This window comes from Rhabdonatronobacter sediminivivens (genome assembly GCF_013415485.1).
Taxonomy (GTDB): Bacteria; Pseudomonadota; Alphaproteobacteria; order Rhodobacterales; family Rhodobacteraceae; genus Rhabdonatronobacter; species Rhabdonatronobacter sediminivivens.
Genome location: NZ_JACBXS010000003.1, coordinates 91,178 through 116,424 on the forward strand (window position 1 = coordinate 91,178; position 25,247 = coordinate 116,424).

At 67.7% G+C, this 25,247-nt stretch carries 24 protein-coding genes; 12 read left to right on the plus strand and 12 right to left on the minus strand.

All coding sequences use genetic code 11. The features are described from left to right. Window positions 1-6 precede the first annotated feature (6 nt). The 9 genes from HUK65_RS02225 to HUK65_RS02265 all read left to right on the plus strand — a co-directional run bounded on the left by HUK65_RS02225 (window position 7) and on the right by HUK65_RS02265 (window position 9,914). Window positions 7-1,035 carry a TRAP transporter substrate-binding protein gene (locus HUK65_RS02225; RefSeq protein WP_179904497.1) on the plus strand — a complete coding sequence of 343 codons (1,029 nt, stop codon included), beginning with the start codon at window positions 7-9 and terminating at the stop codon, window positions 1,033-1,035. A gap of 89 nt (window positions 1,036-1,124) precedes the next feature. Further along, the gene (locus HUK65_RS02230; RefSeq protein ID WP_179904498.1) at window positions 1,125-2,171 is read left to right on the plus strand and encodes a TRAP transporter small permease subunit; all 1,047 of its coding nucleotides are present in this window, start codon (window positions 1,125-1,127) and stop codon (window positions 2,169-2,171) included. Window positions 2,172-2,202: 31 nt separating this feature from the next. Then, window positions 2,203-3,588: a TRAP transporter large permease gene (locus HUK65_RS02235; protein ID WP_179904499.1), complete on the plus strand. Its 1,386-nt coding sequence runs from the start codon at window positions 2,203-2,205 to the stop codon at window positions 3,586-3,588. 127 nt (window positions 3,589-3,715) lie between these two features. Continuing rightward, complete coding sequence (locus HUK65_RS02240) at window positions 3,716-4,318, plus strand: LysE family translocator (protein ID WP_327787016.1); 603 nt, start codon at window positions 3,716-3,718, stop codon at window positions 4,316-4,318. Window positions 4,319-4,423: 105 nt separating this feature from the next. Beyond that, complete coding sequence (locus HUK65_RS02245) at window positions 4,424-5,716, plus strand: NAD(P)H-dependent oxidoreductase (RefSeq protein ID WP_179904501.1); 1,293 nt, start codon at window positions 4,424-4,426, stop codon at window positions 5,714-5,716. Window positions 5,717-5,870: 154 nt separating this feature from the next. Then, on the plus strand, window positions 5,871-6,962 hold the full coding sequence (locus HUK65_RS02250; protein ID WP_179904502.1) for a polyamine ABC transporter substrate-binding protein: 1,092 nt from the start codon (window positions 5,871-5,873) through the stop codon (window positions 6,960-6,962). A gap of 62 nt (window positions 6,963-7,024) precedes the next feature. Continuing rightward, on the plus strand, window positions 7,025-8,161 hold the full coding sequence (locus tag HUK65_RS02255) for an ABC transporter ATP-binding protein (RefSeq protein ID WP_179904503.1): 1,137 nt from the start codon (window positions 7,025-7,027) through the stop codon (window positions 8,159-8,161). Between the two features lie 107 nt (window positions 8,162-8,268). Continuing rightward, window positions 8,269-9,111, plus strand: a complete 843-nt coding sequence (locus tag HUK65_RS02260; RefSeq protein ID WP_235441726.1) for an ABC transporter permease subunit — start codon at window positions 8,269-8,271, stop codon at window positions 9,109-9,111. Further along, window positions 9,108-9,914, plus strand: coding sequence for an ABC transporter permease subunit (locus HUK65_RS02265; protein WP_179904505.1), 807 nt, complete (start codon window positions 9,108-9,110; stop codon window positions 9,912-9,914). The genes HUK65_RS02260 and HUK65_RS02265 overlap by 4 nt, the downstream gene beginning before the upstream one ends. A 161-nt stretch (window positions 9,915-10,075) precedes the next feature. Here HUK65_RS02265 and HUK65_RS02270 read toward each other — a convergent pair whose 3' ends face one another. From HUK65_RS02270 to HUK65_RS02295, 6 genes are all read right to left on the minus strand, one after another. Next, window positions 10,076-12,094 (minus strand): NADPH-dependent 2,4-dienoyl-CoA reductase, encoded by a 2,019-nt coding sequence (locus tag HUK65_RS02270; RefSeq protein WP_179904506.1) that lies wholly within the window; start codon window positions 12,092-12,094, stop codon window positions 10,076-10,078. Window positions 12,095-12,324: 230 nt separating this feature from the next. Beyond that, a complete protein-coding gene (locus tag HUK65_RS02275; RefSeq protein WP_179904507.1) occupies window positions 12,325-12,858 on the minus strand; it encodes a DUF3035 domain-containing protein in 534 nt (177 codons plus the stop codon). A 59-nt stretch (window positions 12,859-12,917) separates the two neighbouring features. Continuing rightward, on the minus strand, window positions 12,918-13,388 hold the full coding sequence (gene lspA / locus HUK65_RS02280) for a signal peptidase II (RefSeq protein WP_179904508.1): 471 nt from the start codon (window positions 13,386-13,388) through the stop codon (window positions 12,918-12,920). Window positions 13,389-13,394: 6 nt separating this feature from the next. Then, window positions 13,395-14,984 carry a bifunctional phosphoribosylaminoimidazolecarboxamide formyltransferase/IMP cyclohydrolase gene (gene purH / locus HUK65_RS02285; protein ID WP_179904509.1) on the minus strand — a complete coding sequence of 530 codons (1,590 nt, stop codon included), beginning with the start codon at window positions 14,982-14,984 and terminating at the stop codon, window positions 13,395-13,397. 37 nt (window positions 14,985-15,021) lie between these two features. Continuing rightward, window positions 15,022-16,770 carry a heparinase II/III family protein gene (locus tag HUK65_RS02290; protein ID WP_327787017.1) on the minus strand — a complete coding sequence of 583 codons (1,749 nt, stop codon included), beginning with the start codon at window positions 16,768-16,770 and terminating at the stop codon, window positions 15,022-15,024. 102 nt (window positions 16,771-16,872) lie between these two features. Continuing rightward, window positions 16,873-18,231: an RsmB/NOP family class I SAM-dependent RNA methyltransferase gene (locus tag HUK65_RS02295; RefSeq protein ID WP_179904510.1), complete on the minus strand. Its 1,359-nt coding sequence runs from the start codon at window positions 18,229-18,231 to the stop codon at window positions 16,873-16,875. Between the two features lie 82 nt (window positions 18,232-18,313). On the opposite strand from HUK65_RS02295, the gene HUK65_RS02300 reads away from it, so the two are divergent. Further along, window positions 18,314-18,508, plus strand: coding sequence for a DUF1674 domain-containing protein (locus tag HUK65_RS02300; RefSeq protein WP_179904511.1), 195 nt, complete (start codon window positions 18,314-18,316; stop codon window positions 18,506-18,508). Window positions 18,509-18,532: 24 nt separating this feature from the next. Continuing rightward, on the plus strand, window positions 18,533-19,186 hold the full coding sequence (locus HUK65_RS02305) for an SDR family NAD(P)-dependent oxidoreductase (protein WP_179904512.1): 654 nt from the start codon (window positions 18,533-18,535) through the stop codon (window positions 19,184-19,186). A 60-nt stretch (window positions 19,187-19,246) separates the two neighbouring features. Here HUK65_RS02305 and HUK65_RS02310 read toward each other — a convergent pair whose 3' ends face one another. Both HUK65_RS02310 and HUK65_RS02315 read right to left on the minus strand, forming a co-directional pair. Continuing rightward, a complete protein-coding gene (locus tag HUK65_RS02310) occupies window positions 19,247-19,567 on the minus strand; it encodes a hypothetical protein (RefSeq protein ID WP_179904513.1) in 321 nt (106 codons plus the stop codon). 265 nt (window positions 19,568-19,832) lie between these two features. Then, window positions 19,833-20,768 (minus strand): endonuclease/exonuclease/phosphatase family protein, encoded by a 936-nt coding sequence (locus tag HUK65_RS02315; RefSeq protein ID WP_179904514.1) that lies wholly within the window; start codon window positions 20,766-20,768, stop codon window positions 19,833-19,835. A 226-nt stretch (window positions 20,769-20,994) separates the two neighbouring features. On the opposite strand from HUK65_RS02315, the gene pyrF reads away from it, so the two are divergent. Further along, window positions 20,995-21,726, plus strand: coding sequence for an orotidine-5'-phosphate decarboxylase (gene pyrF / locus HUK65_RS02320; protein ID WP_179904515.1), 732 nt, complete (start codon window positions 20,995-20,997; stop codon window positions 21,724-21,726). Here pyrF and HUK65_RS02325 read toward each other — a convergent pair. From HUK65_RS02325 to HUK65_RS02340, 4 genes are read right to left on the minus strand one after another with little or no spacing between them, the layout of a single operon-like run. Then, the gene (locus HUK65_RS02325) at window positions 21,721-22,980 is read right to left on the minus strand and encodes a TRAP transporter large permease (protein ID WP_179904516.1); all 1,260 of its coding nucleotides are present in this window, start codon (window positions 22,978-22,980) and stop codon (window positions 21,721-21,723) included. The genes pyrF and HUK65_RS02325 overlap by 6 nt on opposite strands. Continuing rightward, window positions 22,977-23,555: a TRAP transporter small permease gene (locus tag HUK65_RS02330; protein WP_179904517.1), complete on the minus strand. Its 579-nt coding sequence runs from the start codon at window positions 23,553-23,555 to the stop codon at window positions 22,977-22,979. Before HUK65_RS02330 ends, HUK65_RS02325 begins: the two co-directional genes overlap by 4 nt. A 7-nt stretch (window positions 23,556-23,562) precedes the next feature. Beyond that, on the minus strand, window positions 23,563-24,537 hold the full coding sequence (locus HUK65_RS02335) for a TRAP transporter substrate-binding protein (RefSeq protein ID WP_179904518.1): 975 nt from the start codon (window positions 24,535-24,537) through the stop codon (window positions 23,563-23,565). Between the two features lie 28 nt (window positions 24,538-24,565). Then, a complete protein-coding gene (locus HUK65_RS02340; RefSeq protein WP_179904519.1) occupies window positions 24,566-25,150 on the minus strand; it encodes an amino acid synthesis family protein in 585 nt (194 codons plus the stop codon). Window positions 25,151-25,247: the final 97 nt, after the last annotated feature.

Genomic DNA, 25,247 nt, shown 5'->3' on the forward strand with positions numbered 1-25,247 from the left:
AACCCCATGAGGAAACTACTGACAACCACCGCAGTTTGCGCCGCCATGGTCGCACCGGCCGCGCAGGCCCAGGAAACCTGGCAGCTGCAGTCGACCTATCCCGGGTCGCTGACGCAGCTGGGCACGCTGGGTGTGCGGATTGCGGATAACATCACCCGAATCATGGAAGGCGAGATCACCGTCCAGTTCCAGGAGCCCGGCGGCATCGTCCCCGCGCTTGAAGCATTCGACGCCGTGGGCACCGGCGCGGTTGAGATGGCCTGGTCCACCCCGGGCTACTGGGCCGGGCGCGTTCCGGCGCTGCAGTTCATGGGCTCGGTGCCCTTTGGCCCGGAAACCGGCGAATACCTGGCCTGGTTCTTCTATGGCGGCGGGCAGGAGCTGATGGACGAGCTCTATGAGCCGCACAACATCAAATCCATCATGTGCGGCGTTCTGGCCCCCGAAGGCGCCGGCTGGTTCCGCGAGCCGATCGAATCGGTCGAGGATTTCCAGGGCCTGACCATGCGCTTCTTCGGCCTGGGCGCCAAGGTGATGGAGAAGATGGGCGCCTCGACCCAGTTGCTCGCAGGCGGTGACATCTTCCCGGCGCTGGAGCTTGGCACCATTGATGCGGCCGAATTCTCGATGCCCGCCATCGACCTGAACCTTGGCTTCTATCAGGTGGCGCAGCATTACTACCTGCCCGGCTGGCACCAGCAGTCCACCCTGTTTGACCTGATGATCAACCTGGATCTGTGGGAAAGCCTGGATGAGCAGACCCAGTTCAAGATCGAAACCGTCTGCCAGGCCAACCTGCTGCACGGCTTCGTCGAAGGTGAGGCGATCCAGTTCGATGCCCTGGCCGAGCTGGAAGAGCGCGGTGTGACGATCCACCAGTTCGATGAGGAAATCCTGGAAGCGCTGGAAGCCGCCTGGATGGAAGTGATCGAGGAGGAGTCCGCCGCCGATCCCGATTTTGCCCGGGTCTATGAAAGCTACAGGACCTTCCGCGAGAATTACGCGGTCTGGGGCGAACGGGGTTACTTGCGTTAATCCGCCGACACATTCACTGTAACCATGCATTTGCCGCGCGCGACATCTGGCCGCGCGCGGCATCCCTATGATCCGAAAGGAGCCGCTGCATGGCCTTGCGCGAGACCCTTGGAACCGTTGGTGGCATCTTGTCGCTTGCCGCAGCTTTCTGGCTGGTTGTGCTGCCATCGGATTCGACGATGATTTTCGCCACGGTGGGCGTGCTGGTGCTTGGCCTTGTGGCTTCGACCTTCCTGCGCGGCAATCCGGCGGTGTTTGCAGCCGCCAGCGTATTGGGCTGGTTTTCGGTCATGTTCGCCCAGCCCTTTGCGCTGACCACGCGTGAGATCAACGCCCTGCGACGGGTCGCCAACCGCGGCGATGAGCAGGCCGAGGCCCTTCTGGCCTATTATGAGGTCATGACCCCCTACGCGCCCTATCTGATGCTTGCGCTGACGGTGATCATTCTGGGCATGTTCGGCTACGGGATGGCGCGCGGGCGGCTGACGGTTTTCCACAACATGCTGGACGCCAGCAACGGGCTGGCAACCTTCCTCACACGGGTGGGGGTCACCGCGGCGGTGGTTCTGCTGTCGGCACTGATCTTTGCAATCATGTATGATGTGATCCAGCGCCAGTACCTGGGCTACAATCCGCAATGGACCCGCACCGACTGGTACCGGATGTTCAGCGCCACCAGGGTTCAGGAAATGGAGTGGCATCTGCACGCAGCGCTGTTTCTGTTCTGTCTGGGCTATGCCTATGTGAAGGATGCACATGTGCGGATCGAACTGGTCCGCGACACGCTGCGCCCGCGCACCCGCGTCTGGATCGAACTGGCCGGGTGTCTGCTGTTCATGGTGCCCTATTGCTATGTGGTCATGCAGTACGGCATCGAAAACGCCATGCGATCCTGGAATATAGGCGAAGGATCGGCTGCGCAGACCGGGCTTCCGAACCGCTTCGTCATCAAGGCCATGCTGCCGCTGGGCTTTGCGCTGATCGCGCTGGCGGGCATGTCGGTGGCACTGAAATGCATGGTCTATCTGTTCGGCCCGCCTTCGCTGAAATCGCAGTCGAACTATTACGCCTACAGCCACCAGAACCCGGCACCGCCCGAAGAGAGCGAGCTTCCACCGCAGGCGCAGGCGCGCTGAACACGCCGCCGGGACGAGGGACAGATAAACGATGGAAATTCTTGTAACCTATCTGCCGCTGGTGATGTTCGCCGTGCTGGCGATGCTTTTGTTCACCGGATATCCGGTGGCCTTCATCCTGGGCGGTGTGGCGCTGTTGTTCGCGGTGCTGGGCGATTTCTTCGGCACCTTCCGGCTGCAGCAACTCACCCTGATCCCGCTGCGCATCTATGGCGGGACCATGGAAAGCCTGGTGCTGGTGGCGATCCCCATGTTCACCTTCATGGGCACCATGCTGGAGAAATCCGGCGCCGCGCGGGATCTGCTCTTTGCGCTGCAGGTGATCCTGCGGCGGGTGCCGGGGGGGCTGGCGCTGTCGGTCACGTTGATGGGCACCATCATGGCGGCAACCACGGGGATCATCGGCGCCTCGGTGGTGATGATCACGCTCATGGCCCTGCCGGTGATGATGAAGGCGGGCTACAACATGCCGCTGGCCACGGGGACCATCGCGTCCTCGGGGACGCTGGGCATCCTGATCCCGCCTTCGATCATGCTGGTGATCATGTCAGACCTGCTGTCGGTGCCGGTGGGGACAGTGTTCATTGCCGCGCTCATGCCGGGGCTGCTGCTGGCGGCGCTCTATTTTGTCTACATCCTGCTGTTGTGCGGGTTCCGCCCCGAACTGGCGCCACCCATGGCCGATGACATCGGCCCTTCGACAAGGCTGGAATTCTGGAAGATGATCTTCTCCAGCTTCCTGCCGCCGATCTTCCTGATCGCCATGGTGCTGGGGTCGATCTTTGCGGGGTTTGCGACCCCGACCGAGGCTGCGGGAGTGGGTGCCTTCGGCTCGATCCTGCTGGCGGCGTATAACCGGCGCCTGACCTGGGCGAACTTCCTGGAGGTCTGCAAACGCTCGGCGCTGACGGTGGCGATGCTGTTCGGCATCTTCGTCGGCGCCACGGCCTTCGCCTTCGTGTTCAAGGCCATCGGCGGCGAGACCCTGATCGTCAATTTCATCCGCGACACCGGCGTGGGGCCGTGGTCGATCCTGTTCGTCCTGCTGGCCATGGTGTTCCTGCTGGGCTTCTTCTTCGACTGGATCGAGATCACGCTGATCGTGCTGCCGATCTTTGCCCCCATCGTGGCGCTGCTGGATTTCGGCGGCCATGTCGGCACCTGGGACGGGATCGGCAACCCGATCATCATATGGTTCCTGATCCTGGTGGCGGTGAACCTGCAGACCAGTTTCCTGACACCGCCCTTCGGCTTCGCGCTCTTCTACATGAAGGGGGTGGCCCCGCCCGAGGTGAAGATCCAGCAAATCTACAAGGGGATCATTCCCTTTGTGGCGCTGCAGGTGGTGGGACTGGCGCTTTGCGTGGCCTTTCCGGCGATCGTGCTGTGGTTCCCGAGTTACATTCTGGGCGGATAGCGGTACTTTAGCATCTCGCTCGGAAGTGGACTCCGGTTCCGAGCTTTTCGACATGCGAAAATAAACGCTCTACCCGACTGATCCGATGCGCTGGCCGGCGGGGGTTCCGCCGGCCTTTTTCCCGGGAGTGCCGCGCTTGTTCCTCGATCCGTTGCTCTATGCGTTCCTGTTTCTCGGGCTGTTCTCGCCGGGGCCGAATGTGATCATGCTGACGGCTTCGGGCGCGCGCTTCGGGTTCCGGGCCAGCCTGCCGCATCTGTTCGGCGTGGTGCTGGGCGTGGGGGTCATTGGTGCGGTCACGGCGCTGGGCGTGGGGGCACTGGTGCTGGCCAGCCCCGTGCTGGGCACGGTGTTGCGGGGGCTGGCGGCGGCGTGGATCCTGTATATGGCCTGGAACTATTACAAGGCTACACGCAGCCCGGCGGGGATGGTCGCAGACAAGGGCACGCCCATGACGCTCTGGCAGGCGGTGCTGTTTCAGTGGATCAATCCGAAGGTCTGGGCGGTGGCCTTTGCGGCTTCGGCGGGCTATGGCGCAGGCATGGCCCCGGCGTGGGAGGCCGCGCGGTTGGCCACGGCGTTTTCCAGCGTGAACCTCGGGGTATGCCTGTTCTGGACCTCGGCCGGGGCGCTGCTGACGACGCTGCTGCAATCGCCGCGTCGCTGGCAGGTGTTCATGCGGATCATGGCGCTGTTGCTGGCAGTTTCGGCGCTGATGGTGTTTCTGTAACCTTGGATGCGGAGCGCGCGTTCCGCGCGCAGGTCTTCTGGCGCTTCGCTGTCGCTGCGCGCGGCTGGGACCTGTTGCGGCAGGCAGGACAGAGGGGGAAGGTGGATGAATCTGGCAAGGCTGGCAGCAGAGCGCGGCGCCGACGGGCGCCCGGTGCGGGTGGCGCTGATCGGCGCGGGCAAGTTCGGGTCGATGTTTCTGGCACAGGTGCCGCATATCGCGGGGCTGGAGGTCAGCCATATCGCCGATCTGGACGTGGACCGTGCCCGGGCGGCCTGCCGCACGGTGGGCTGGGATGACGGGCGGATTGCGGGAACGCAGTTTCTGGACAGCGGTGTGGCGGCGGCGCAGGCGGGGGTGGATGTGGTGATCGAGGCCACGGGCGCCCCCGGCCCCGGGATCGCCCATGCGTTGGCCGCCATGGAGGCGGGCGCGCATGTGGTGATGGTGAATGTAGAGGCCGATGTGCTGGCCGGTCCGGTTCTGGCGGAACGCGCGCGGGCGGCGGGGGTTGTCTATTCCATGGCCTATGGCGACCAGCCCGCGCTGGTATCGGAGATGGTGGACTGGGCCCGCGCCACGGGGTTCGAGGTGGCCGCGGCGGGGAAGGGGACGAAGTACCTGCCCGCCTATCATGGCGTGACGCCGGATGATGTCTGGTCGCACTACGGGCTGACGGCGCAGGAGGCCGCCGCGGCGGGCATGAACCCGCAGATGTTCAACAGTTTCCTTGATGGGACCAAATCCGCGATCGAGATGGCGGCGATTGCCAATGCCTGCGGGCTGGATGTGCCCGAGGGTGGCCTGGGCTTCCCGCCCTGCGGGGTGGATGATCTGGCCCATGTGCTGCGCCCGCGCGCGGTTGGCGGGCAGTTGGCGCGCGACGGGATGGTCGAGGTTGTCTCCAGTCTGGAGCGCGATGGCCGCCCGGTGTTCCGCGATCTGCGCTGGGGCGTCTATGTGGTGCTGAAGGCGCCCAATGATTATGCGGCTGCCTGTTTCCGCCAATACGGGCTGCCGACGGATGCCTCGGGGCGCTATGCGGCCATGTACAAGCCGTTCCATCTGATCGGGTTGGAACTGTCGGTCTCGGTCCTCTCGGCGGCGCTGCGGGGGGAACCCACGGGCCAGACGCGGGAATGGCGCGGCGATGCGGTGGCCGTGGCCAAGCGCGACCTGCGCGCGGGCGAGGTTCTGGACGGCGAGGGCGGCTGGACCGTCTGGGGCAAGGCGGTTCCGGCGGCGCAGTCGCGGGCAGGCGCGCTGTTACCGATCGGTCTGGCGCATGGGGTGCCGGTTGGGCGCGATGTGGCCGCGGGCGAGATGCTGTGCATGGCGGATGTGACGCTGGACGAGGGCGCCGAAGCTGTCAGACTGCGGCGCGCAATGCTGGGCTGAGGTCGGAATTTTGATCAAATCCTTGCTGGCCCATGCCGATCACGCAGCTTTTGGCTTGTGAAACTGCTGCCACGGCCCTTAGACTTTTTCCCAGAGGCGGCGAACGCCCGGAAATCCATGTGGCCCAGGCCACCCAAGTCAGGGAGCTTCACCCATGCAGAAAAACCGCTTTGTCATGGCCGCCTGTGCCGCCATCATCGCCCAGGCGGGCGCGGCGCAGGCCGATGTGGTCAATGTGTTCAACTGGTCCGATTACATCACCGATGAAGTGCTGGAGCGCTTCACCGAAGAAACCGGCATCACTGTCAACTATGACGTCTATGACAGCAACGACACGCTGGAGGCGCGTCTGCTGGCGGGCTCTTCAGGGTTCGATGTGGTGGTGCCGACGGCGACCTTCTTGCAGCGCCAGATCGCGGCCGGGGTGTATCAGCCGCTGGACCGTGACCAGCTGCCCAATTGGGAGCATATGGACGAAGGCCTGATGGCCGCCGCCGCCGCCCATGACACGGGCAATGAACATGCCACCATCTACATGTGGGGCACCACCGGCATCGGCTACAACATCGACATGGTCGCCGAACGGCTGGGCGAGGATTTCGAGGTCGATACCTGGGACATGGTCTTTGACCCCGAGATCGCCGCGCAACTGGCCGATTGCGGGATCTCCTGGCTTGATTCGCCCACCGACATGTTCCCCGCCGCCTTCGCCTGGATGGGGCTGGACCCGCAATCCACCGATGCGGCGGATTTCGAAGCCGCCGCCGAGATGATGATGGAGGCGCGCCCGCATGTGCGGTATTTCCACTCCTCGCAGTATATCTCGGACCTGGCGAATGGAGAAATCTGCGTGGCCGTGGGCTGGTCCGGCGATGTGCTGCAAGCCGCCGACCGCGCCGAGGAAGCGGACCGCGGCGTCAATGTCTGGTATGCGATCCCGCGCGAAGGGGCGATGCAGTGGTTCGACATGCTGGCCATCCCGGCGGATGCGCCGAACCCCGAAAACGCCCATGCCTTCATCAACTTCATGATGGAGCCTTCGGTCGCGGCCGAGATCACCAATTACGTCTGGTTCCCCAACGCCAATGCCACCTCCTTTGATCTGGTGGACGAGGATATCCGCACCGATCCGGCAATCTATCCCACCGATGACGTGCTGGACACGCTGTTTACCGGCGTCACCTATGACAGCCGCACCGACCGGACCGTGACGCGCCTGTGGACCCGGGTGCGCACCGGCCAGTAAGCGACATGACCCGCCCGGGGCACTGGCTCGGGCGGGTCTTTTCCAAGCCGGGACGCACCAATATGTCCGAACCACAGATTGCCGCCGATACCCGTCCCTGGCGCGATCCCGCCCGCCAGCCCTTTATTGAAATCCGCAACATCACCAAGCGCTTCGGCGATTTCACCGCCGTCAATGACGTGTCGTTGGGCATCCACCGGGGCGAGTTGTTCTGCCTGCTGGGGGGGTCAGGCTGCGGCAAGTCCACGCTGCTGCGGATGTTGGCCGGGTTCGAAACCCCGACCGAAGGCGCCATCCTGATTGACGGGCAGGACATGGGCCGCGTGCCCCCGGACCGGCGCCCCACCAACATGATGTTCCAGTCCTACGCGCTGTTTCCGCATATGACGGTGGAAAAGAACGTGGCTTACGGCCTGCTGCGCGAGGGGATGTCCCGCCGCGAGGCCTATGCCCGCGCGGCCGAGATGCTGAAAATGGTCAAGCTGGAGTCCTTTGGCCGGCGCAAACCGCATCAGCTTTCCGGCGGCCAGCGCCAGCGGGTCGCCCTGGCCCGCGCGCTGATCAAGCAGCCGAAGGTGCTGCTGCTGGACGAACCCCTGGGCGCGCTGGACAAGAAACTGCGCGAGGAAACCCAGTTCGAGCTGATCCGCATTCAGGAAACCCTGGGCGTGACCTTCATCGTGGTCACCCATGACCAGGATGAGGCGATGACCCTGGCCACCCGCATCGGCGTCATGCGTGACGGGGTGATCGAACAGGTGGGCGAACCGCGCGAGATCTACGAGAATCCGAAATCCCGCTTCGTGGCCGATTTCATCGGCTCGGTGAACCTGTTCGAAGCCACGGTCGAAGCCGCCGCCCCCGACATGATGCGGCTGGCCTGCCCGGATGCGGGGGGCGCGGTGCTGGTCCCGCCGCAAACCGGGCTGACGCGGGGGCAGACCGTCTGGGGCGCCCTGCGCCCCGAACGCATCACGCTCAGCCGCGACCGCCCGGACAGCGCGCGCAATGTCCTGCGCGGCACGGTCGAGGATGTGGGCTATGTCGGCCATATGTCCACCTTTCGCGTGGTGCTGGACACGGGCCGCATGATCCGTGTGACCGAACCCAACAACCTGCGCGAAGGCAAGCCCATCAGCTGGGATGAACGGGTCTGGGCCAGCTTTCGCCCCGAAGCGTTCAAGGTGCTGACCGAATGAGCGCCGCGCCCGGCAACCCCCTGACCCGCAGCGCGCCCTGGCGCGGCACGGCGCGGGTGTTCGGCTGGCTGGGGATCAGCGGGCGCACGCTGGTCATCGCCATCCCCATGCTGTGGCTGCTGGTGTTCTTCCTGGTGCCCTTCTTCGTGCTGGGCCGGATTTCCCTGGCCGAGGCGATCATCGCCCGCCCCCCCTACACGCCGCTGTGGGAGCGTGACGCCGACGGCACGCTGCAGATCATCGCCACGCTGGAAAACTACCGCTGGCTCATGGAGGACCGGCTTTACGCCAATGCCTATCTGTCCTCGATCCGCATTGCCGTGGTCTCCACCATCTTCGCGCTGCTGATCGGTTACCCGATGGCCTATTTCATCGCCCGCTCGCCCGAACCGCGCCGCTCGATCCTGCTTTTGCTGGTGATCCTGCCCTTCTGGACCAGCTTCCTGTTGCGGGTCTATGCGTGGATGGGCTTTCTGCGGCGCGAAGGCGTGATCAACAATTTCCTCATCTGGGCCGGGGTGATCGACAGCCCGCTGACCATGCTGCAGACCGATTTCGCGGTCTATATCGGTATCGTCTACACCTATCTGCCCTTCATGATCCTGCCGCTCTACGCCAACCTCACCAAGCTTGATGATGCGCATCTGGAGGCGGCGGCGGATCTGGGCGCCTCGCCCATGGTGACCTTCTTCACCGTGACCCTGCCGCTGTCGCTGCCGGGGATCGTGGCGGGCTCCATGCTGGTCTTCATCCCGGCCATCGGCGAATACGTGATCCCGGCGCTGCTGGGCGGGCCGGACACGCTGATGATCGGCCGGGTGTTGTGGGATGAGTTCTTCTCCTCGCGCGACTGGCCGGTGGCCTCGGCGGTGGCGATCGTCATGCTGGTGCTGGTGGTCGCGCCGATCATGTGGCTGCAATCGGTCCAGAACCGGAGGGAGCTGAAATGACCGGGCGCGGCTGGGTCCTGCCCATGGCGGTGGTTTTCGGCTTCGTGTTCCTCTATGCGCCGATCATCTCGCTGGTGGTGTTTTCCTTCAACGAAAGCCGCCTGGTCACGGTCTGGGGCGGCTTTTCGACCCGCTGGTATGGAGAGCTGTTGCGCGACCGCCAGATCCTGAACGCCGCCTGGGTCAGCCTGAAGGTGGCGTTCTGGTCGGCCAACCTGGCGGTGATCGTGGGCACGCTGGGGGCCTTCGTGCTGGTGCGGATGGGGCGGTTCTTCGGGCGGTTGTTGCTGACCGGCATGATCACCGCGCCGCTGGTCATGCCCGAGGTGATCACCGGCCTGTCGCTCCTGCTGCTGTTCGTGTCGATGGAGCTGACACTGGGCTGGCCCGCCGGGCGCGGCCTGACCACCATCATCATCGCCCATACGACATTCTGCGCCGCCTTTGTCGCCGTGATCGCCCAGTCCCGCCTGCGTGATATGGACGAAAGCCTCGAAGAGGCCGCCCGCGACCTCGGCGCCGGCCCCGTCCGGGTGTTCTTCGACATCACCCTGCCGGTGATCACCCCGGCGCTGGTCTCGGGCTGGCTGCTGGCCTTCACACTGTCGCTCGATGATCTGGTGATCGCCAGCTTCGTTTCTGGCCCCGGCGCCAGCACCCTGCCCATGGTGATCTTTTCCAAGGTGCGGCTGGGTGTCAGCCCCGATGTCAACGCGCTGGCCACGATCATCATCGGCATCGTCACCATCGCCGTTCTGATCGTCGGCTGGATGCTCCGCAAACAGGCCCGCGCCGGACGCTGACCCATTCCGCAGCAAAACCCCGCCCCCCTTTCATCCTTGTAAAAATATCCCGGGGGGTCCGGGGGGCTGGCCCCCCGGTTATCGGCTTGGTCCGGGGGGCTGGCCCCCCGGCTATCGGCTTGGTCCGGGGGCATCGTTTCAAACACCCCTGGATCGGATCCCTACAGCGCTGCGGCCACCCGTGCGCCCTGGTCGATCGCCCGCTTCGCGTCCAGCTCTGCGGCAACATCCGCCCCGCCGATCACATGGATTTCCGCCCCCGTCGCGGCCAGCGTCTCGGCCAGGGCGCGCTCGGGTTCCTGCCCGGTGCAAAGCACGAAGGTATCGGCGGCGATCACCTCTTCGCTGCCGTCGCGGCGGATATGCAGGCCCGCATCGTCGAAGCGCAGATACTCCACCCCGCCCATCATCCGCACCCCGCGCGCCTGCAGGCCCAGCCGGTGAATCCAGCCGGTGGTCTTGCCCAGCCGCTTGCCGGGCTTTTCGGCCTTGCGCTGCATCAGGGTGATGGCCCTGGCGGGGGCCTCGGGGCGGGGGCCGTCGGGGGCAAGGCCCCCGGGGTGGCGGGCCGGATCGCTGACACCCCAGACCCGGGCCCAAAGCGCGGGCTCCATCGTCGGGCTGGGGCCGTGATGCGAGAGGTATTCGGCCACGTCAAAGCCGATCCCCCCCGCCCCCAGGATTGCGACGCGTGCGCCCGCCTGTGCCTTGCCGTGCAGCACATCGGTGTAGCGCAGGACATTCGCCCGCGCCTGCCCGGGGATCCCGGGGTCGCGCGGGCGCACGCCGGTGGCGATCACCACCGCATCAAAGCTCGCCAGCGCCGAGGCATCCGCGGCCTGGCCAAGCCGCAGCGTCACGCCTGCGCGCTCCAGCATGGTGGCGAACCAGTCCACCAGGCCGTGAAACTCCTCCTTGCCGGGGATCACGCGCGCCATGTTGAGCTGCCCGCCGATGCGGTCGGCCGTTTCGAACAGCGTCACCGCATGCCCGCGTTGCGCCGCCGTGATCGCGGCCATCATGCCCGCAGGCCCGGCGCCGACAACGGCGACGCGGCGCGGCGTGGTGGTGGGGGTGTAGGTCAGCTCGGTTTCATGCCCGGCGCGGGGGTTGACCAGACACGAGGCGACCTTGCCCTGAAACGTGTGGTCCAGACAGGCCTGGTTGCAGGCGATGCAGGGGGCGATTTCAGCGGCGCGGCCGGCCTTGGCCTTGGCCAGGAACTCCGGGTCGGCCAGGAAGGGGCGCGCCATGGAGACCATGTCGGCATCGCCGCGCGCCAGCACGTCTTCGGCCACCTGAGGGCTGTTGATGCGATTCGAGGTGATCACTGGCACCCCCACCGCCCCCATCAGCTTGCGCGTGACCCAGGTGAAATTCGCGCGCGGTACGGATGTGGCGATGGTGGGCACCCGCGCCTCATGCCAGCCGATGCCGGTGTTGAGCACATCGGCGCCCGCCTCTTCGATCGCGCGGGCAAGGCGCAGGACCTCGTCGAAGCTCTGGCCATTGGGGACCAGATCCAGCAGTGAAATCCGGTAGATCAGCAGGAAGTCGGGGCCGGTGGCGGCGCGGATGCGGCGCACCACCTCGACCGGCAGGCGCATGCGGTTGGCATAATCCCCGCCCCAGCGGTCGGTGCGGTGGTTGGTGTGCAGGCAGAGGAACTGGTTGAGGAAATAGCCCTCGGAGCCCATCACCTCGACCCCGTCATAGCCGGCGTCACGGGCGCGGGTGGCCGCCGTCACCATGTCGGTGATCTGCTTTTCGATCCCGTCCTCGTCCAGTTCGCGGGGGGTGAAGGGGGCGATGGGGGCGCGGATGGCCGAAGGGGCGACGCAGTCCTTGCCATAGGCGTAGCGGCCGGCGTGCAGGATCTGCATGGCGATCCGCCCGCCCGCGTCATGCACCCGGTCGGTGACGGTGCGGTGGTTGGCGATGTCGGTGTCGGTGAAAAGCCCCGCCGCGCCGGGGAAGACGCCGCCTTCGGCATTGGGGGCCATGCCGCCGGTGACCATCAGCCCCACGCCGCCGCGCGCGCGTTCCGCGTGGTATTCGGCGACGCGGTTCCAGTCGCCCATTTCCTCCAGCCCGGTATGCATGGAGCCCATGAGCACACGGTTGGGCAGGGTCAGCCGGCCCAGATCAATCGGGGTGAACAGATGCGGATAGGGGGACATGCGGGCACCTTCGGTTCCAGAGTGGCGCCACAGTGGCAGGGGCGTGGGGGCCTGTCACCCGTCACGCTGCGTCATCACACGGAGCGCGCGTTCCGCGCGCAGGTCTTCTGGCACTGCGTGCGGGTTTCAGGGGGCATTCTGCCCCCTCTGCGCGCGGGCGCGCATTCACCCCCGGAGAGTATTTCCGGCAAGATGAAGCTGAGAGGAGGCCCGGGATGGTGCGGAGAGGTTCAGCGTTCCCTTGGCGGGGGGGCGGCAGAGGTCTGCACCCCGCGGGCGCGCCAGCGTTCAAGCTCGGCGTAGCGGTCCAGTGCCATGACCCGGTAGTTGCGGTGATAGACATTCACGGCGAACAGGCGTTCCAGAGGGCGGCCGCGATTGGCGCGACGGAATTCAAGGTCTTCGGCCGCCAGCTGGTCGCGGATGGCGGGGTCGGTGCCGAAGCGAGTGGCGCGAGAGACCAGCGCGCCATCGGCGGCGGGAACCGCGCCTTCGAGCGCGGCCTGGCGGCTGCCGCCAAGGGCCGCGGCGATATCGGCGCGGGGCTGCGGGTCGGCGCGGTTGGTTCCGCCCGGCGTGGGGTCCGGCAGGCTGTCCATCCGGTCCGGCATTTCCAGAGGGCGGGTGGGCAGGATGGCGAACTCATCCGGGCTGCGCGATTCGGCGGCGGCATGCATGAGCGCGGGGTTTTCCGTCCCGCCGCATCCGGCCAGCGTGAGCAGCGCCAGCGCCATTACCCCCAGAACACCCTTGCCGCGCAGCATCATAAAGCCCCTTGTGTTCGCGTATCTCGGGCCCTGTTTACCCCATATGCCGCCAGCCGTCACGGGGTGTTCTTGCGCCCGGCAAAGAGGATCAGCAGGCCCGCGCCGGCGAAGATGGCCACATCGGCAATGTTGAAGGCATAGGGGTTGTTGATGCCGCAGCAGCTCATGTTGATGAAATCGGCCACGGCGCCGTAGCGCAGCCGGTCGATCACATTGCCCAGCGCGCCGCCGACCAGCAGACCGGCGGCCAGTTGCATCATGCGGTTGGCCCGCTCGCGCCAGGTCCAGACCAGCACCCATGTGCAGATGGCGAGGGCCAGGGCGATCAGGATCCAGCGGGTGGCATCCGTGCCGCCGCCAAACAGGCCGAAATTGATGCCGGTATTCCAGGCCATGGTGAAATTCAGATAGGGGGGCCAGATTTCGACATAGAGGCGCTGGGCGAGGGCCATGCGGTCGATCACGGCCCATTTGCTGGCCTGATCGGCCAGCAGGGTCAGGGCAAGTGTGGCAGCGAGTATGCGCATGGCCGTTCAGTGCCGGAAATGGCGCTGGCCGGTGAAGACCATGGCCAGGCCAGCTTCGTTCGCGGCGGCGATCACGGCGTCATCGCGCATGGAGCCGCCGGGCTGGATGATGGCGGTGGCCCCGGCCTCGGCCGCGGCCAGAAGCCCGTCGGCAAAGGGGAAGAAGGCGTCCGAGGCGACCACTGACCCTTGGGTCAGGGGCGCGGGAAGGTCCAGCGCCTGTGCCATGTCGGCGGATTTGCGCGCGGCAATGCGGGTGCTGTCGATCCGGCTCATCTGGCCTGCGCCGATGCCGACGGTGGCCTGGTCCTTCGCGTAGACGATGGCGTTGGATTTCACATGTTTGGCCACGCGCCAGGCAAAGAGCATGTCATCAAGCTCGGCCCGGGTGGGGGCGCGGTCGGTGACCACGCGCAGGGCGTCGGCATCGATCATGGCGCTGTCCCGGTCCTGCACCAGAAACCCGCCCGAGAGCTGGCGCAGCGAGAGGGCGGGTGCGCCGGCCAGCGGCAGGCCATTGGTGGTCAGCAGCCGCAGGTTGGGTTTGGTGGCGAAATGCGCCATGGCGTCCTCGTCAGCGCCGGGGGCGATGACGACTTCGGTGAAGATCTCGGTGATGGCGCGGGCGGTGGCCAGATCCAGTTTCATGTTCAGCGCGATGATCCCGCCGAAGGCCGAGGTCCGGTCACAATCATATGCGCGGGCGTAGGCTTCGGCCAGGGTGTCGGCGCGGGCCACGCCGCAGGGGTTGGCGTGTTTGATGATGGCGCAGGCGGGGCCATCGGCAGGCAGGAATTCGGCCACCAGTTCGAAGGCGGCATCGGTGTCGTTGAGGTTGTTCCAGGACAGTTCCTTGCCCTGATGCTGGGTGGCATTGGCCACGCCGGGGCGGTCGCTGCCATCGCGGTAGAAAGCGGCCGTCTGGTGCGGGTTCTCGCCGTAGCGCAGGGTCTGGGCCAGGGTTCCGGCCACCACCCGGTGGCGCGGGGCGGGCTCGCCCATGGCACCGGCCATCCACCCCGAGACCGCCGCGTCATAGGCTGCCGTGCGCCCATAGGCGATCTGCGCCATGCGCTGGCGGAAGGCATAGCCGGTATGGCCGTCATGGCTGTCCAGTTCGGCCAGCAGGGGGCCGTAATCCTGCGGATCGGTCAGCACGGTGACAAAGCGGTGGTTCTTGGCGGCGGCGCGGATCATGGCCGGGCCGCCGATGTCGATGTTTTCCACCGCTTCGTCATACCCGGCGCCGCGGGCCACCGTGGCCTCGAACGGGTAGAGGTTGACCACCAGCAGGTCGATGTCGCCGATCCCGTGGGTGTCCATGGCGGCCCTGTGCGCGGGATTGTCGCGCAGGGCCAGCAGCCCGCCATGGACCATGGGGTGCAGGGTCTTGACCCGGCCGTCCATCATTTCCGGAAAGCCGGTGATCTCGGCGACATCCTGCACGCGCAGCCCGGCGTTGCGCAGGGCCGATGCGGTGCCACCGGTGGAGATCAGCGCCACCCCGCGCGCGGCCAGCGCCTGGCCCAGGTCGATCAGGCCGGTCTTGTCCGAAACCGAGATCAAGGCGCGGCGCAGGGGAAGGGTATCGGTCATGGCGGGTCTTTCGGGTTATGGGCGGCCCTATGGGTCGTCAGAGTGGTGGCAGCGCCAGCGCGTCATCGCGGCCGATGTCGCGCAGGGCGAGGGGGGTGTCGGCGGTCTTGGCCAGGGTCCAGGCAATCTGGCTGGTATAGTCCCGGACCGCGGCTGACAAGGTGATCTGCATTGTGGCACGGGGCCGCAGTGCTGCGGCCTCCAGATAGACCGATGGCTCCAGCGACAGCCGTGCCGGGCCCTCGAAGCGCAGCGCCCAGACCTCGCCGCTTTGCAGGGTTATGGTGGCGCCGGTGCCTGCGGGGTCCGGTTCGGCCCGGGCCTGCGGGTGCAGGTGAAAGCGGATCGCATAGCCGATACCGTGGTCGCCCGCCCGGGCCAGCACCCGTTCAAGCCGGTGCTTGTCGTCCGGGGCCAGGGCCACCAGCGTGTCTTCGCCCACCAGCGCCCGGCCATCGCGGCTGAGGTCCAGCCGCCGCAGATGGGTGAGCCCGTGGCTGGCCACATAGCCGTCATGGCTGAGCAGAAAGGCGGTGTGCGAGGGTTCGCGCTCCAGCTCGGCGCCGATGGTGCGCGGTCCGTCACCCAGGGGGGCGCTGCCGCGGCGCGTGACCCCCATCCGGGCCGAGGACAGGCCATCCAGCGCCAGGGTGGAATGCGAGGCCGTGGCCCGGCTGGCCCGTTCCCAATCGGCGCCGAAGGGTGCCCCCGCGCCACAGTTGACGATCACCGCGCGCCGGTTCGACACCAGTTCGAATGCGAGGGTGGAGGCATGGGCGCGCTCGGACCCCGGGCCCAGCGGCGGCGGGGCGGCATCGACGATGAGCGTGCTGCGCCCGCCTGTCAGCCGCCCATATCCCATGGCGCGCCCGTCCCGGGACGGGGCACGAATGGCCGACTCGGCCAGCGTCCGGTCCAGCAGCCCTTCGGTTGCGCTGTCGGCCCCGTGAAAGCGCGGCAGCGCGCCATCGGCATGGCGCAGGGTGCGCAGGGTGATGGCGATGTGTTCGATCGCTTCGGTGATGGCCAGTTCGACCATGCGTCCGGCATCCTCCAGCGCCCGTGCGGCTGTGGTCAGCAGCACCAGGATATCCAGCAGTTCCTGTGGGTTGCGGCTGGGAATGGCGCCATTGGCATCGATCCGGGCGCGGCATTCGCGGACCAGGGCGGCCTTGGCGGCGGGGACATGGCCCGCCATCCCCTGCAGCGAGAGCGCGGCCAGCAGCAGCCCGGTCAGGGCCTCCAGTCGTGGTTGGCCAGGCGCTGCGGCATCCCAGCGGCGCGCGACAAAGGCCGTGTGATGGGCAAGTGCGCGCAGGAAGGCATCATCGCGCGCCGGGGCCTTGCCATCGGACATCAGCAACAGCGCATGGCCGGTCCAGCGCCGCAGCCGCTGGCCTGCAAGTGCAGGCGACCAGCCCGGCCCGCTGCCCCGGCCAAAGCGGGCGATCCATTGCGCCGTCCAGTCCTGCGCGGTTCGCCGCGCGGCCCGGTTGCCCAGGGCGGCCAGATGGTCCAGCCATTCGAACCCGTGCATCCCGTTTCTCAGCGCCCGGTCCGGCATGGGACGGTCCCAGGGTGAGGTGCCCTGTGGCAGCTGGACGATCCGTCCGCCGACAAGGAAATGCCCGTCCAGCACCTGCTGGCCGCGCGCCGATGCGCCGAGGCCGCTTGGTTCGGGCGGGGCGGTGAAGTCAGCAGGCTGCACACCGCGGGCCGTGATCCGCGCGGCCAGGGCGTTCATGAAACGGGTGCGCCGCGAGGGCGCGGCGTCATGGTGGATCACGCGGGGTCTGGTCCTTTGCAGTGGGCGCTCATCCGCTTTCACGCCGCAGTCTATGGGGGCGGGGCGGCAAAGTCACCGGTGCAGGGACTGCGGCGGGGTCGATCATGCGCCGGTCGTTGCATCGGGGCAATGGTCCAGAACGGCCATGAAGAACCCGTCCAGCCCCCCGCGACCGGCCCAATGGTCGGGGCGTGTGCGCAGCCCGCCCTGATGCATCCACGCCGGATCCACGCCGGGCAGGGACGGGGTGCGCAGGCGGATCTGCGGGTGGCGATGCAGGGCGGCGGCGATCTGGTCCTCACCTTCCTGCGGCAGCAGTGAGCAGGTGCAATAGACCACCCGCCCGTCGGACCGCAGTAGCCCCTGCGCCGGGTCCAGGGCGCGGTCCAGTAGGCGCGCCTGCAGGCTGCGCAGCGCCTCCAGATCGGCGGGTTTGCGTGCCATCGGCATATCCGGGTGGCGCCGGATGGTGCCGCTGGCCGAACAGGGCGCATCCAGCAGGATGGCGTCAAAGGGTGCTTCAGGCCGCCAGTCAAGCGCATCGGCGGTGGCGACCTGCGCGCGCAAGCCGGTGCGCGCCAGGTTGCGGTGCAGCCGTTCCAGACGCGGGGCCGAGATATCCAGCGCCGTGACATCCGCGCCCATGGCGGCCAGTTGCAGCGTCTTGCCCCCCGGTGCCGCGCAGAGGTCCAGAACCCGCGCGCCGGGCGCCGGCGCCAGCAGTTGCGCGGGCAGGGCGGCGGCGGCATCCTGCACCCACCAGGCGCCTTGGGCATAGCCGGGCAGGGCGGTGACCTGCGCGCCGGCGGGCAGGCGCAGGCTGCCGGTGGGTAGAAGCTCGGCCCCCAGTTGCGCGGCCCAGTGCGCGGCCTGATCGGGCCTGCGCAGGGTAAGGTCCAGCGGGGCGCCCTGCAGATGGGCGACCTCCATCGCGCTGACGCGCGCCTTGCCCCAGGCGCGTGTCAGCGGTTTGCGCAGCCATGCGGGCAGGCGCTGGGGGGGCAGGGTGTCCCAGGTGCTGCGGGGGGTGGCGGTGGCCTTGCGCAGGACGGCATTGACCAGCCCGGCCAGCCCCGCGCCCTTGCGGCTGGTGCGGGTCAGGGCCACGGCGGCATTGACCACCCCATGGGCGGGCGCGTCAAAGACCATGCATTCGCAGATGGCCAGCCGCAGGATGGTGCGCGCAGGCTCGGGCGGGGGGGTGCGCAGATGCGGTGATAGGGTGGTATCGGCGCGGTCCAGGTTGCGCAGGGTCGACAGCGCCAGCCGCAGGGCGCGGGCCTGATCGGGCGGGGGCAGGCGGGAAAAGGGGGTGTCCGCGGTGCTGCGGGCCTCGGCCAGGGTTTGCCCCCGGCCCAGCGTGGCGCGCAGCAGCGCCAGTGCGCCCGCCCGCGCATCCGCGGGCGGTGCAGGCCGGGGCGCGGGCCCGGGGCGTGGGCGACGAGGGGGCGGCGGCGGCATGGCGGGTCCGGTTGTCTGTGCGCCCGCCCAGCCCTATAACAGCGGCAGGGTCCAGACAAGCAACCGCCCGCAGGAGACGCCCATGTCCGACGATCCCCGCCCCGATCTGCCCCCCGCCGCCCGGCGCGCCCTGGCCGAGGCCGCCGAGCGCCGCCGCCTGGCCGAGGAAGCCGCCGCCGAGGCCCCGCCCGCCCCGCGCGAACTGGGCGGCCGCAAGGGCCCCGAACCCGTCCGCTATGGCGATTGGGAACGCAAGGGCATTGCCGTCGATTTCTGAGCCAGGGCAACGCAGGAGGGTGCGATGGACCATGTCCTGATCACGGGCGCGGCCCGCGGGATCGGCCGGGCGCTGGCCCTGAGCTACGCGCGGGAGGGTGCGCAGGTGGTGGCCTGCACGCGCGGCGCCGCCCCGCCGGACGCGGGGATTGACTGGCAGCAAGCGGATGTGACCGACCCGCAGGCGCTGCAGGTCCTGGCCGGGCGGCTGGAGCGGCCCGTCGACCTTCTGATCTGCAATGCCGGTGTCTATCTGGACAAGCATATGGCCCCGGGTGATCTGACGCCGCAGATCTGGGCGCAGAGTTTCGCCATCAATGTGGCCGGGGTGTTCTGGACCGTGCAGGCCATGCGCCCGCATCTGCGTCCCGGCGCGCGGATCGCCATACTTGGGTCGATCATGGGCTCCAGCGCCCATGCCAATGGCGGGGCCTATGTGTATCGGGCCTCGAAGGCGGCAGTGCTGAACCTGGGCCGCAACCTGGCCACCGATCTGCGTGATGAAGGCATTGCCGTGGGGGTCTATCACCCCGGCTGGGTGCGCACCGACATGGGCGGTTCCGGTGCCGATATCGGCCTGGACGCGGCCGTGGCAGGCCTGCGCACCCGCTTTGCCGCGCTGGATCTGGCCCGCAGCGGTGTCTTTGAGGCCCATGACGGAACGGCGCTGGCGTTCTGAGGGCGCCAAGGGCGTGCGGCACCGCGTCAGGGTCATTGCGCGCGGCCATTGCGTGAAGGGTCACCCGTGGCCGGGCCGGATGGTCTGCACGGACTGACGCACGGAAACGGTGCCGTGCAGGACGTGCAGCCCTGGCCTGCCATCAAAGTGCGCGGCATGGTCGTCATGGAACTCCACCAGCATGCAAAGATAGGGATCGAGCGCGGTCAGGCCCCGGGCCAGAAAGAACGGCGCCCCTGCTATCGCATTTTCAAGGATTGAGAACTGGGCAAGCAAACGGCTGCGCGCGTTTGCGATCAGCGCGGCATGGGTCTTGCGGTCCTGAAGAAACAGATAGGGATGATTGAACTGGACGAAGGTCATGTAGGGGCTTGCGGCCATGTAGATGAGCCAGCGCAGGAATTGCGGCCGATCCGAATCGCCCGGTGCCGGGGGCCAGCGCGCCCGGATGTCGCTCGCCCAGGGTCAGGATGATCGCCGCGCTTTCGCCGATGATCGTGCCCTCGGGCAGTCGGAGCGCCTGCACCTGCGGATTGCGCATGGCTGGGAGGGGGTTCAGGCGGGTTCTGACCGGGCGGTCCACGCAGGCGACGCCGTTGCAGACGGGGCGCGGGGTGCTTCCAGGCGGGCGCGCCGATCGCGCCGATCACAGGCCGGGGAGGTCAATCAGGACTGCCGCATGGTCGCTGGCATGAGGGCGGTGCTTGCCCACGTCCTGCAGGCGCGTCCCGGCATGGCGCGCGGCGTTCTGGGACAGGCCCTCGCGCAGGATCGTCGGGCGGGCATGGGGAAAGCGCCGGGCCAGCGCGGGCGAGGCCAGCAGCGCATCGGGGCGGCCATAGCGCCCGTTGCCGGGTTCATGGAAGGTCCAGCGCGCGGCATCGGGCATCCGCGCCATCAGATCCACCGCGAACCCGTCGGCGACCAGCGGTGCCAGCGCCGATCCGGGCGCGCCGGGTCCACTGGGTTCGTTCAGATCCCCGGCAATGAGCCAGAGCGCCTGCGGATCCTTGCCAAGCCGGGTGTCGATCAGCCAGCGCAGCGCCCGGGCCTCCAGCGCGCGTACGGGCCAGGCGGCGGCGGGGTCCGGCCAGGGGGCCTTGAAATGGCACAGGAACAGGGTCAGCGCGTCAAGGCGCACCGACAGGCAATCGCGCCGGAACACGGGCGTTTCCGGGGCGGTGCCGGGCGGGTTGCTGTCCCCGAAATCAGCCGCCATCAATTGCGCATGGCTTTGCACAGACGCCCAGGATCGGCGTGACAGCAGCGCCAGGTTGCGCCCGCCGCCGTCATTCCCGCGCCGGCACAGGCGGTGGGGATAGTGCGGTGCACCGGCAGCGCGCAACAGATGGTCATGGAAATAATCCAGCGTTTCCTGGTCAAAGACCTCCTGCAGGGCGATCACATCGGCCTGAGCATGGGCCAGCACCTGCGCGGTCAGGCGCCGGTCGGCCAGGTCCAGCGCGCCGGCCGCGGGGGTGTCATCGCCCGGCGTGTCCAGATCGCGCGCGCCGTCGAAACGGGGCCGCCCGGCGGCGCGGCGCAGGCGCAGGTTCTGGACATTGAAGGTGACGATCCGCATGGGGCAGGAGTATACCCGATCCGCAGATGCGCGACACCCGTGGATGCGCGTCTGGCCCGCGCCGGGAAGCGCCCACGAGCCGCACCCACCCACCCGCCCTGTGCGCCTCGTGGGCGCTGCGCCCCGAAAGGGGCGCGGGCGCGCGCGCTGCGGGTGTCGGGGGCTTTACGGATTGGCGGGGCTGGCGTATCACCGGTGGGCCTTCAGCGCGCGAAAGGATGCAGCCATGTCGCTTCAGACTGTCACCAGGGCCGATGACCGGCTGATCGTTGCGCTGGACCTGCCCAATGCGATTGACGCGCTGGCGCTGGTGCAGCGGCTGGGCGACTCGGTCTCCTTTTGCAAGATCGGGCTGGGGATGCTGACCGGCGGCGGGCTGGCACTGGCGCGCGAGTTGAAGGATGAGCAGGGCAAGCGCATCTTTCTGGACATGAAGCTCTTTGACATCGGCGCCACGGTTGAGGCCGCGGTGCGCGGCCTGGCGCGGTTTGATCTGGATTTCCTGACCGTGCATGGCGACCCGCATGTGGTGCGCGCGGCGATGGAAGGGGCCGCCGGGTCCGAGATGAAGATCCTGGCGGTGACGGTGCTGACCTCGCTGGACCGGGGCGATCTGGATGCGGGGATGATGGTGCCGGGGGACATGGCGGATATCGTGGTCGAACGCGCGGCGCGCGCCTTTGAGGCCGGGGCCGACGGGGTGATTGCCAGCCCGCACGAGGCCGCCCGCCTGCGTGCCCTGCCCGAGGCACGGGGCCGATTGATCGTCACCCCCGGTGTGCGCCCGGAGGGCAGCGCGCGGGGGGACCAGAAGCGGGTCGCCACCCCTGCGGGGGCCATCGCTGCGGGGGCGGATCATATCGTGGTGGGCAGACCCATCTGGCAGGCGGGCGATCCGCGCGCCGCCGCGCAGGCGGTGCTGGCCGACCTGCCCGCGCGCGGCCCGGGCGGCCTATAGCAGCGCGAGGCTGAGCCAGGGGAACACCGCCAGCAGCACCAGCGCGGCGCAGGCCACGGCAAAGAAGGGCAGCGCCACGGTGAACACCCGCAGCGGGCTGACCCCGCTGACCGAAGCCGCTACATACAGGCCGATCCCCACCGGCGGCGACAGCAGCCCCAGGATCAGCGTGATTGACGCCACCACCCCGAAATGCAGCGGGTCGATCCCGTAGACCCCGGTGGCGATGGGCAGCAGGATCGGCACCACCATGATCAGCCCCGGGATCCCGTCGATCACGGTGCCCACCACCAGCAGCAGCGCCAGCACCAGCAGCATGAAGCCCGCCGGTGTCCCGGCCACTGCCTGCACCGAGACCGCCACCATCTGCGGGATCTGGCCATAGATCAGCACCCAGGAAAACACCCCCGCCGCGGCCACCAGAAACAGCACCAGCGCGGTATTAACCCCGGTGCGCAGCAGGATCGCGGGCAGATCGGCCAGCCGCAGGCTGCGGGTGTGGAACAGCCCCAGCCCCAGCGCCACCAGCGCGCCGATGGCTGCCGCCTCGGTCGGGGAGCCGAAGCCGCCCAGAATGGTGCCGATGATCACCAGTGGAATGGCCAGCATCGGCAGCGCCTGGCGCAGGGCCGTCCCGCGTGCGCCGGGGGCAGGCACCTCGCCGCGCGGAAACCCGTGGCGCCAGCCCAGCGCGGCCACGGTGCCCATGAACAGCCCCCCCAGCAACAGCCCCGGCACGATCCCCGCGATCAGCATGTCGCGCACCGCCACCTGCGCCAGCACCGCATAGACCACGAACACGATCGACGGCGGGATGATCGGCCCGAGCAGCCCGCCATAGGCGGTGATCCCGGTGGCCATGGCGCGGTCATACCCGGCGCGCTGCATTTCCGGGACCATGATCTGGCTCATCATCGCGATCTGCGCCGTGGCCGAGCCGAGGATCGAGGCCACCATCATGTTGGCCAGCAGGTTGATATGTGCAAGTCCGCCGCGGAAGGCCCCGACGAAGATCGACGCCAGCCGCACCAGCCGCGTGGTGATGCCCGCACCGTTCATCAACTCGCCGATCAGGATGAACAGCGGGATGGCAAGCAGGCCGAAATTGTCCAGCGATCCGAACAGCCGCATGGCATAGCTGTCGAACAGCAGCGGATTTCCGGTTTCGACAATGAACAGCACCGCCGCCAGGCAGAGCACCAGCCCGATGGGCACGCCGAGCAACAGCAGCAGCACAAACCCCGCAGCGGTCATGACATGCCGTTCCCGCGCAACTCGGACGCCAGGGCGCGCGGGGGGGAAAGCCCCGCATCCTCCAGCAGGTTGGCCAGCGCATGCAGGCTGACCGACAGGGCAAACCAGGGCATTATCAGATAGAACCACCAGTAGGGCAGGCCCAGGACCGGCGTCACCTCGGTATAAGCGAAGTTGAAGCGGGTCATTTCGAATTCGGCCACATCGAAACCGCTGGCGGCCAACCCGGCCGGGTCCAGCCAGCGCCAGCACATCCACAGCAGCGCCAGACCGAAACCGAAGCCCACCACCGACACCGCCCCGCGCAGCACCGCCACGGCGCGGACGGGCAGCAGTTCATGCAGGATCAGCACCGCCGGATCGATCCGCGCGCGCAGCATCAGCGCCGCGCCGACAAAGGCCGCCAGCACCATGGCCAGGATCGCCAGCTCATCGGCCCAAGCCAGGGTGACGCCCAGCGCGCGCCCGCCCACATTCAGCAGCACCAGCACCGCAACGGCGGCGATCAGCGCCATCAACACCAGCCGTTCAATGGTGATCAGCGCCTCGGACAGCAGGCGGATCAGACGGGCCATGGCGGGTTCAGAATCCGTCCACCAGCGCGCGCAGCCGGTCCACGAAGGGGGTCTGGTCGCGCCATTCGGCATCCCAGCGTTCGACGATATCGCCAAAGAACCCGGGGCCGACGGCTTCGGTCACCTGCACGCCCGGTTCGGCTTTCAGCCGCTCCAACTTGTCGGCCTCTTCCTCGACAAAGCGGTCGATGGTGCGGTCGCAGTGCATCTGGGTGGCGTCCGTGATGATGGCGCGGTCGTCCTCGGACAGGCTGCCCCAGACGCGGGCCGATACCAGCGCCACCATGGCGAACATGTGGTGGTTGGTTTCCATCAGGTGCGGCGCGTGGTCATGGTAGCGGAAATTGATGATCGATTCGAAATCCATGTCGATGGCATCGATCTGCGCATTGGCCAGCGCGTCATAGACCTGCGTCAGCGGCATCGGCGCGGGGGCGGCGCCGAACATCTCGAAGAAGCTGCGGATCGGCGGGGCGGGGGTGATGCGAAAGCGCATGCCGCGCAGATCGGCGGCCGAGTCCACCGGCGCGCGGGTGACAAGCTGGCGCATGCCGGTCATGGCATAGCACAGCCCCACGGTGCCGGTGGCGCGCGGCAGGGCGTCCAGGATCTCGCGCGCGTCATCCGAGCGCAGGACGCGCGCGGCATCGGCGATATTGTCCACCAGGAAGGGCGCATGCAGCGCGGCCATGTCAGGCACGCGGGTAGTGATCTCGGCGGTGGTCAGCCAGGCCATGTCCAGCGCGCCGGTCTGCATCTGCTGCAGCATTGCCGCTTCATTCCCCAGTTGCCCCGAGGGGAAGGCCGCCACCGTGAAACGCCCGTCCGAGAGTTCGGCCAGCGTGCCGGAGAGTGCTGCGACCTCCTGATTCCAGACATGCACGGGCGGGGTGATCAGGCCCAGTCGGAATTCGCGCTCCTGCGCGGTGGCGGGGAGCGCCAGCAACAGCGCGCCAAGGGCGGCAAGGGTGGTGCGGATCATGGGCGTGGGTCCTTTGGGATGGGGCCGCTCAGCGCAGCCCGTCATGGGCAGAGATATCCTGCACCCGCAGCCCGCCGACGCGGGCATGGGGCCGGGGGCCGGTGGTCATTACCAGCATCAGCGCCAGTTCATTGGCGCGCGGGGCGTCGTTCAGGCCGACCTCCATCGCGTCATAATGGCTGCGCACATAGGAGGCGTTGATATGCGTCACCGGCACGTCCAGCCGCGTGCCTGCCCCGCCCAGCTTCTTGGTCGAGGGCACGATGGCACGCGCCGTGCCCAGCACCTCGCGCATGCCCCAGCCGCCGGGTTCATGCCACAATGCCGCGTGTTCCAGTTCGCCATTCTCGCCGGCGATGGCGCCCTTGCCGTAGCCCTGCACCTGCGCGGGATCACCACCCAGCATGTCCACCATGCGCTGCGCCATGGCGCGGCCCAGGGGTTTGAGGGTTTCAACGAAGGGCAGGATGTCAGGCTCATATCGCCCGGCAAAGGGGTTGGCGATGACCGTGACCATGGCCAGCTTTCGCTGGGGCAGGCCATTGGCCGGGCCACCATCGTGAAACAGCTCTTCGAGCTGGAGCGCCTGCTTGCGGATGCGCAGATCGGACATGGCGTTTCCTCCGTTCCCATGGGGAAGCCGGGCCTTGCAAATCTGGACACGGGTTGTGCCTGCTGCCGCAGGGAATGTCCAGCCTTGTGGCGGGGTG

Bases quoted from the DNA above. Each gene is read 5' to 3' on its own strand.
- HUK65_RS02225 (WP_179904497.1), top strand. From the start codon at position 7: ATGAGGAAACTACTGACAACCACCGCAGTTTGCGCCGCCATGGTCGCA.
- HUK65_RS02230 (WP_179904498.1), top strand. From the start codon at position 1,125: ATGGCCTTGCGCGAGACCCTTGGAACCGTTGGTGGCATCTTGTCGCTT.
- HUK65_RS02235 (WP_179904499.1), top strand. From the start codon at position 2,203: ATGGAAATTCTTGTAACCTATCTGCCGCTGGTGATGTTCGCCGTGCTG.
- HUK65_RS02245 (WP_179904501.1), top strand. From the start codon at position 4,424: ATGAATCTGGCAAGGCTGGCAGCAGAGCGCGGCGCCGACGGGCGCCCG.
- HUK65_RS02250 (WP_179904502.1), top strand. From the start codon at position 5,871: ATGCAGAAAAACCGCTTTGTCATGGCCGCCTGTGCCGCCATCATCGCC.
- HUK65_RS02255 (WP_179904503.1), top strand. From the start codon at position 7,025: ATGTCCGAACCACAGATTGCCGCCGATACCCGTCCCTGGCGCGATCCC.
- HUK65_RS02260 (WP_235441726.1), top strand. From the start codon at position 8,269: ATGCTGTGGCTGCTGGTGTTCTTCCTGGTGCCCTTCTTCGTGCTGGGC.
- HUK65_RS02265 (WP_179904505.1), top strand. From the start codon at position 9,108: ATGACCGGGCGCGGCTGGGTCCTGCCCATGGCGGTGGTTTTCGGCTTC.
- HUK65_RS02270 (WP_179904506.1), bottom strand. From the start codon at position 12,094: ATGTCCCCCTATCCGCATCTGTTCACCCCGATTGATCTGGGCCGGCTG.
- HUK65_RS02275 (WP_179904507.1), bottom strand. From the start codon at position 12,858: ATGCTGCGCGGCAAGGGTGTTCTGGGGGTAATGGCGCTGGCGCTGCTC.
- lspA (WP_179904508.1), bottom strand. From the start codon at position 13,388: ATGCGCATACTCGCTGCCACACTTGCCCTGACCCTGCTGGCCGATCAG.
- purH (WP_179904509.1), bottom strand. From the start codon at position 14,984: ATGACCGATACCCTTCCCCTGCGCCGCGCCTTGATCTCGGTTTCGGAC.
- HUK65_RS02295 (WP_179904510.1), bottom strand. From the start codon at position 18,231: ATGCCGCCGCCGCCCCCTCGTCGCCCACGCCCCGGGCCCGCGCCCCGG.
- HUK65_RS02300 (WP_179904511.1), top strand. From the start codon at position 18,314: ATGTCCGACGATCCCCGCCCCGATCTGCCCCCCGCCGCCCGGCGCGCC.
- HUK65_RS02305 (WP_179904512.1), top strand. From the start codon at position 18,533: ATGGACCATGTCCTGATCACGGGCGCGGCCCGCGGGATCGGCCGGGCG.
- HUK65_RS02310 (WP_179904513.1), bottom strand. From the start codon at position 19,567: ATGGCCGCAAGCCCCTACATGACCTTCGTCCAGTTCAATCATCCCTAT.
- HUK65_RS02315 (WP_179904514.1), bottom strand. From the start codon at position 20,768: ATGCGGATCGTCACCTTCAATGTCCAGAACCTGCGCCTGCGCCGCGCC.
- pyrF (WP_179904515.1), top strand. From the start codon at position 20,995: ATGTCGCTTCAGACTGTCACCAGGGCCGATGACCGGCTGATCGTTGCG.
- HUK65_RS02325 (WP_179904516.1), bottom strand. From the start codon at position 22,980: ATGACCGCTGCGGGGTTTGTGCTGCTGCTGTTGCTCGGCGTGCCCATC.
- HUK65_RS02330 (WP_179904517.1), bottom strand. From the start codon at position 23,555: ATGGCCCGTCTGATCCGCCTGCTGTCCGAGGCGCTGATCACCATTGAA.
- HUK65_RS02335 (WP_179904518.1), bottom strand. From the start codon at position 24,537: ATGATCCGCACCACCCTTGCCGCCCTTGGCGCGCTGTTGCTGGCGCTC.
- HUK65_RS02340 (WP_179904519.1), bottom strand. From the start codon at position 25,150: ATGTCCGATCTGCGCATCCGCAAGCAGGCGCTCCAGCTCGAAGAGCTG.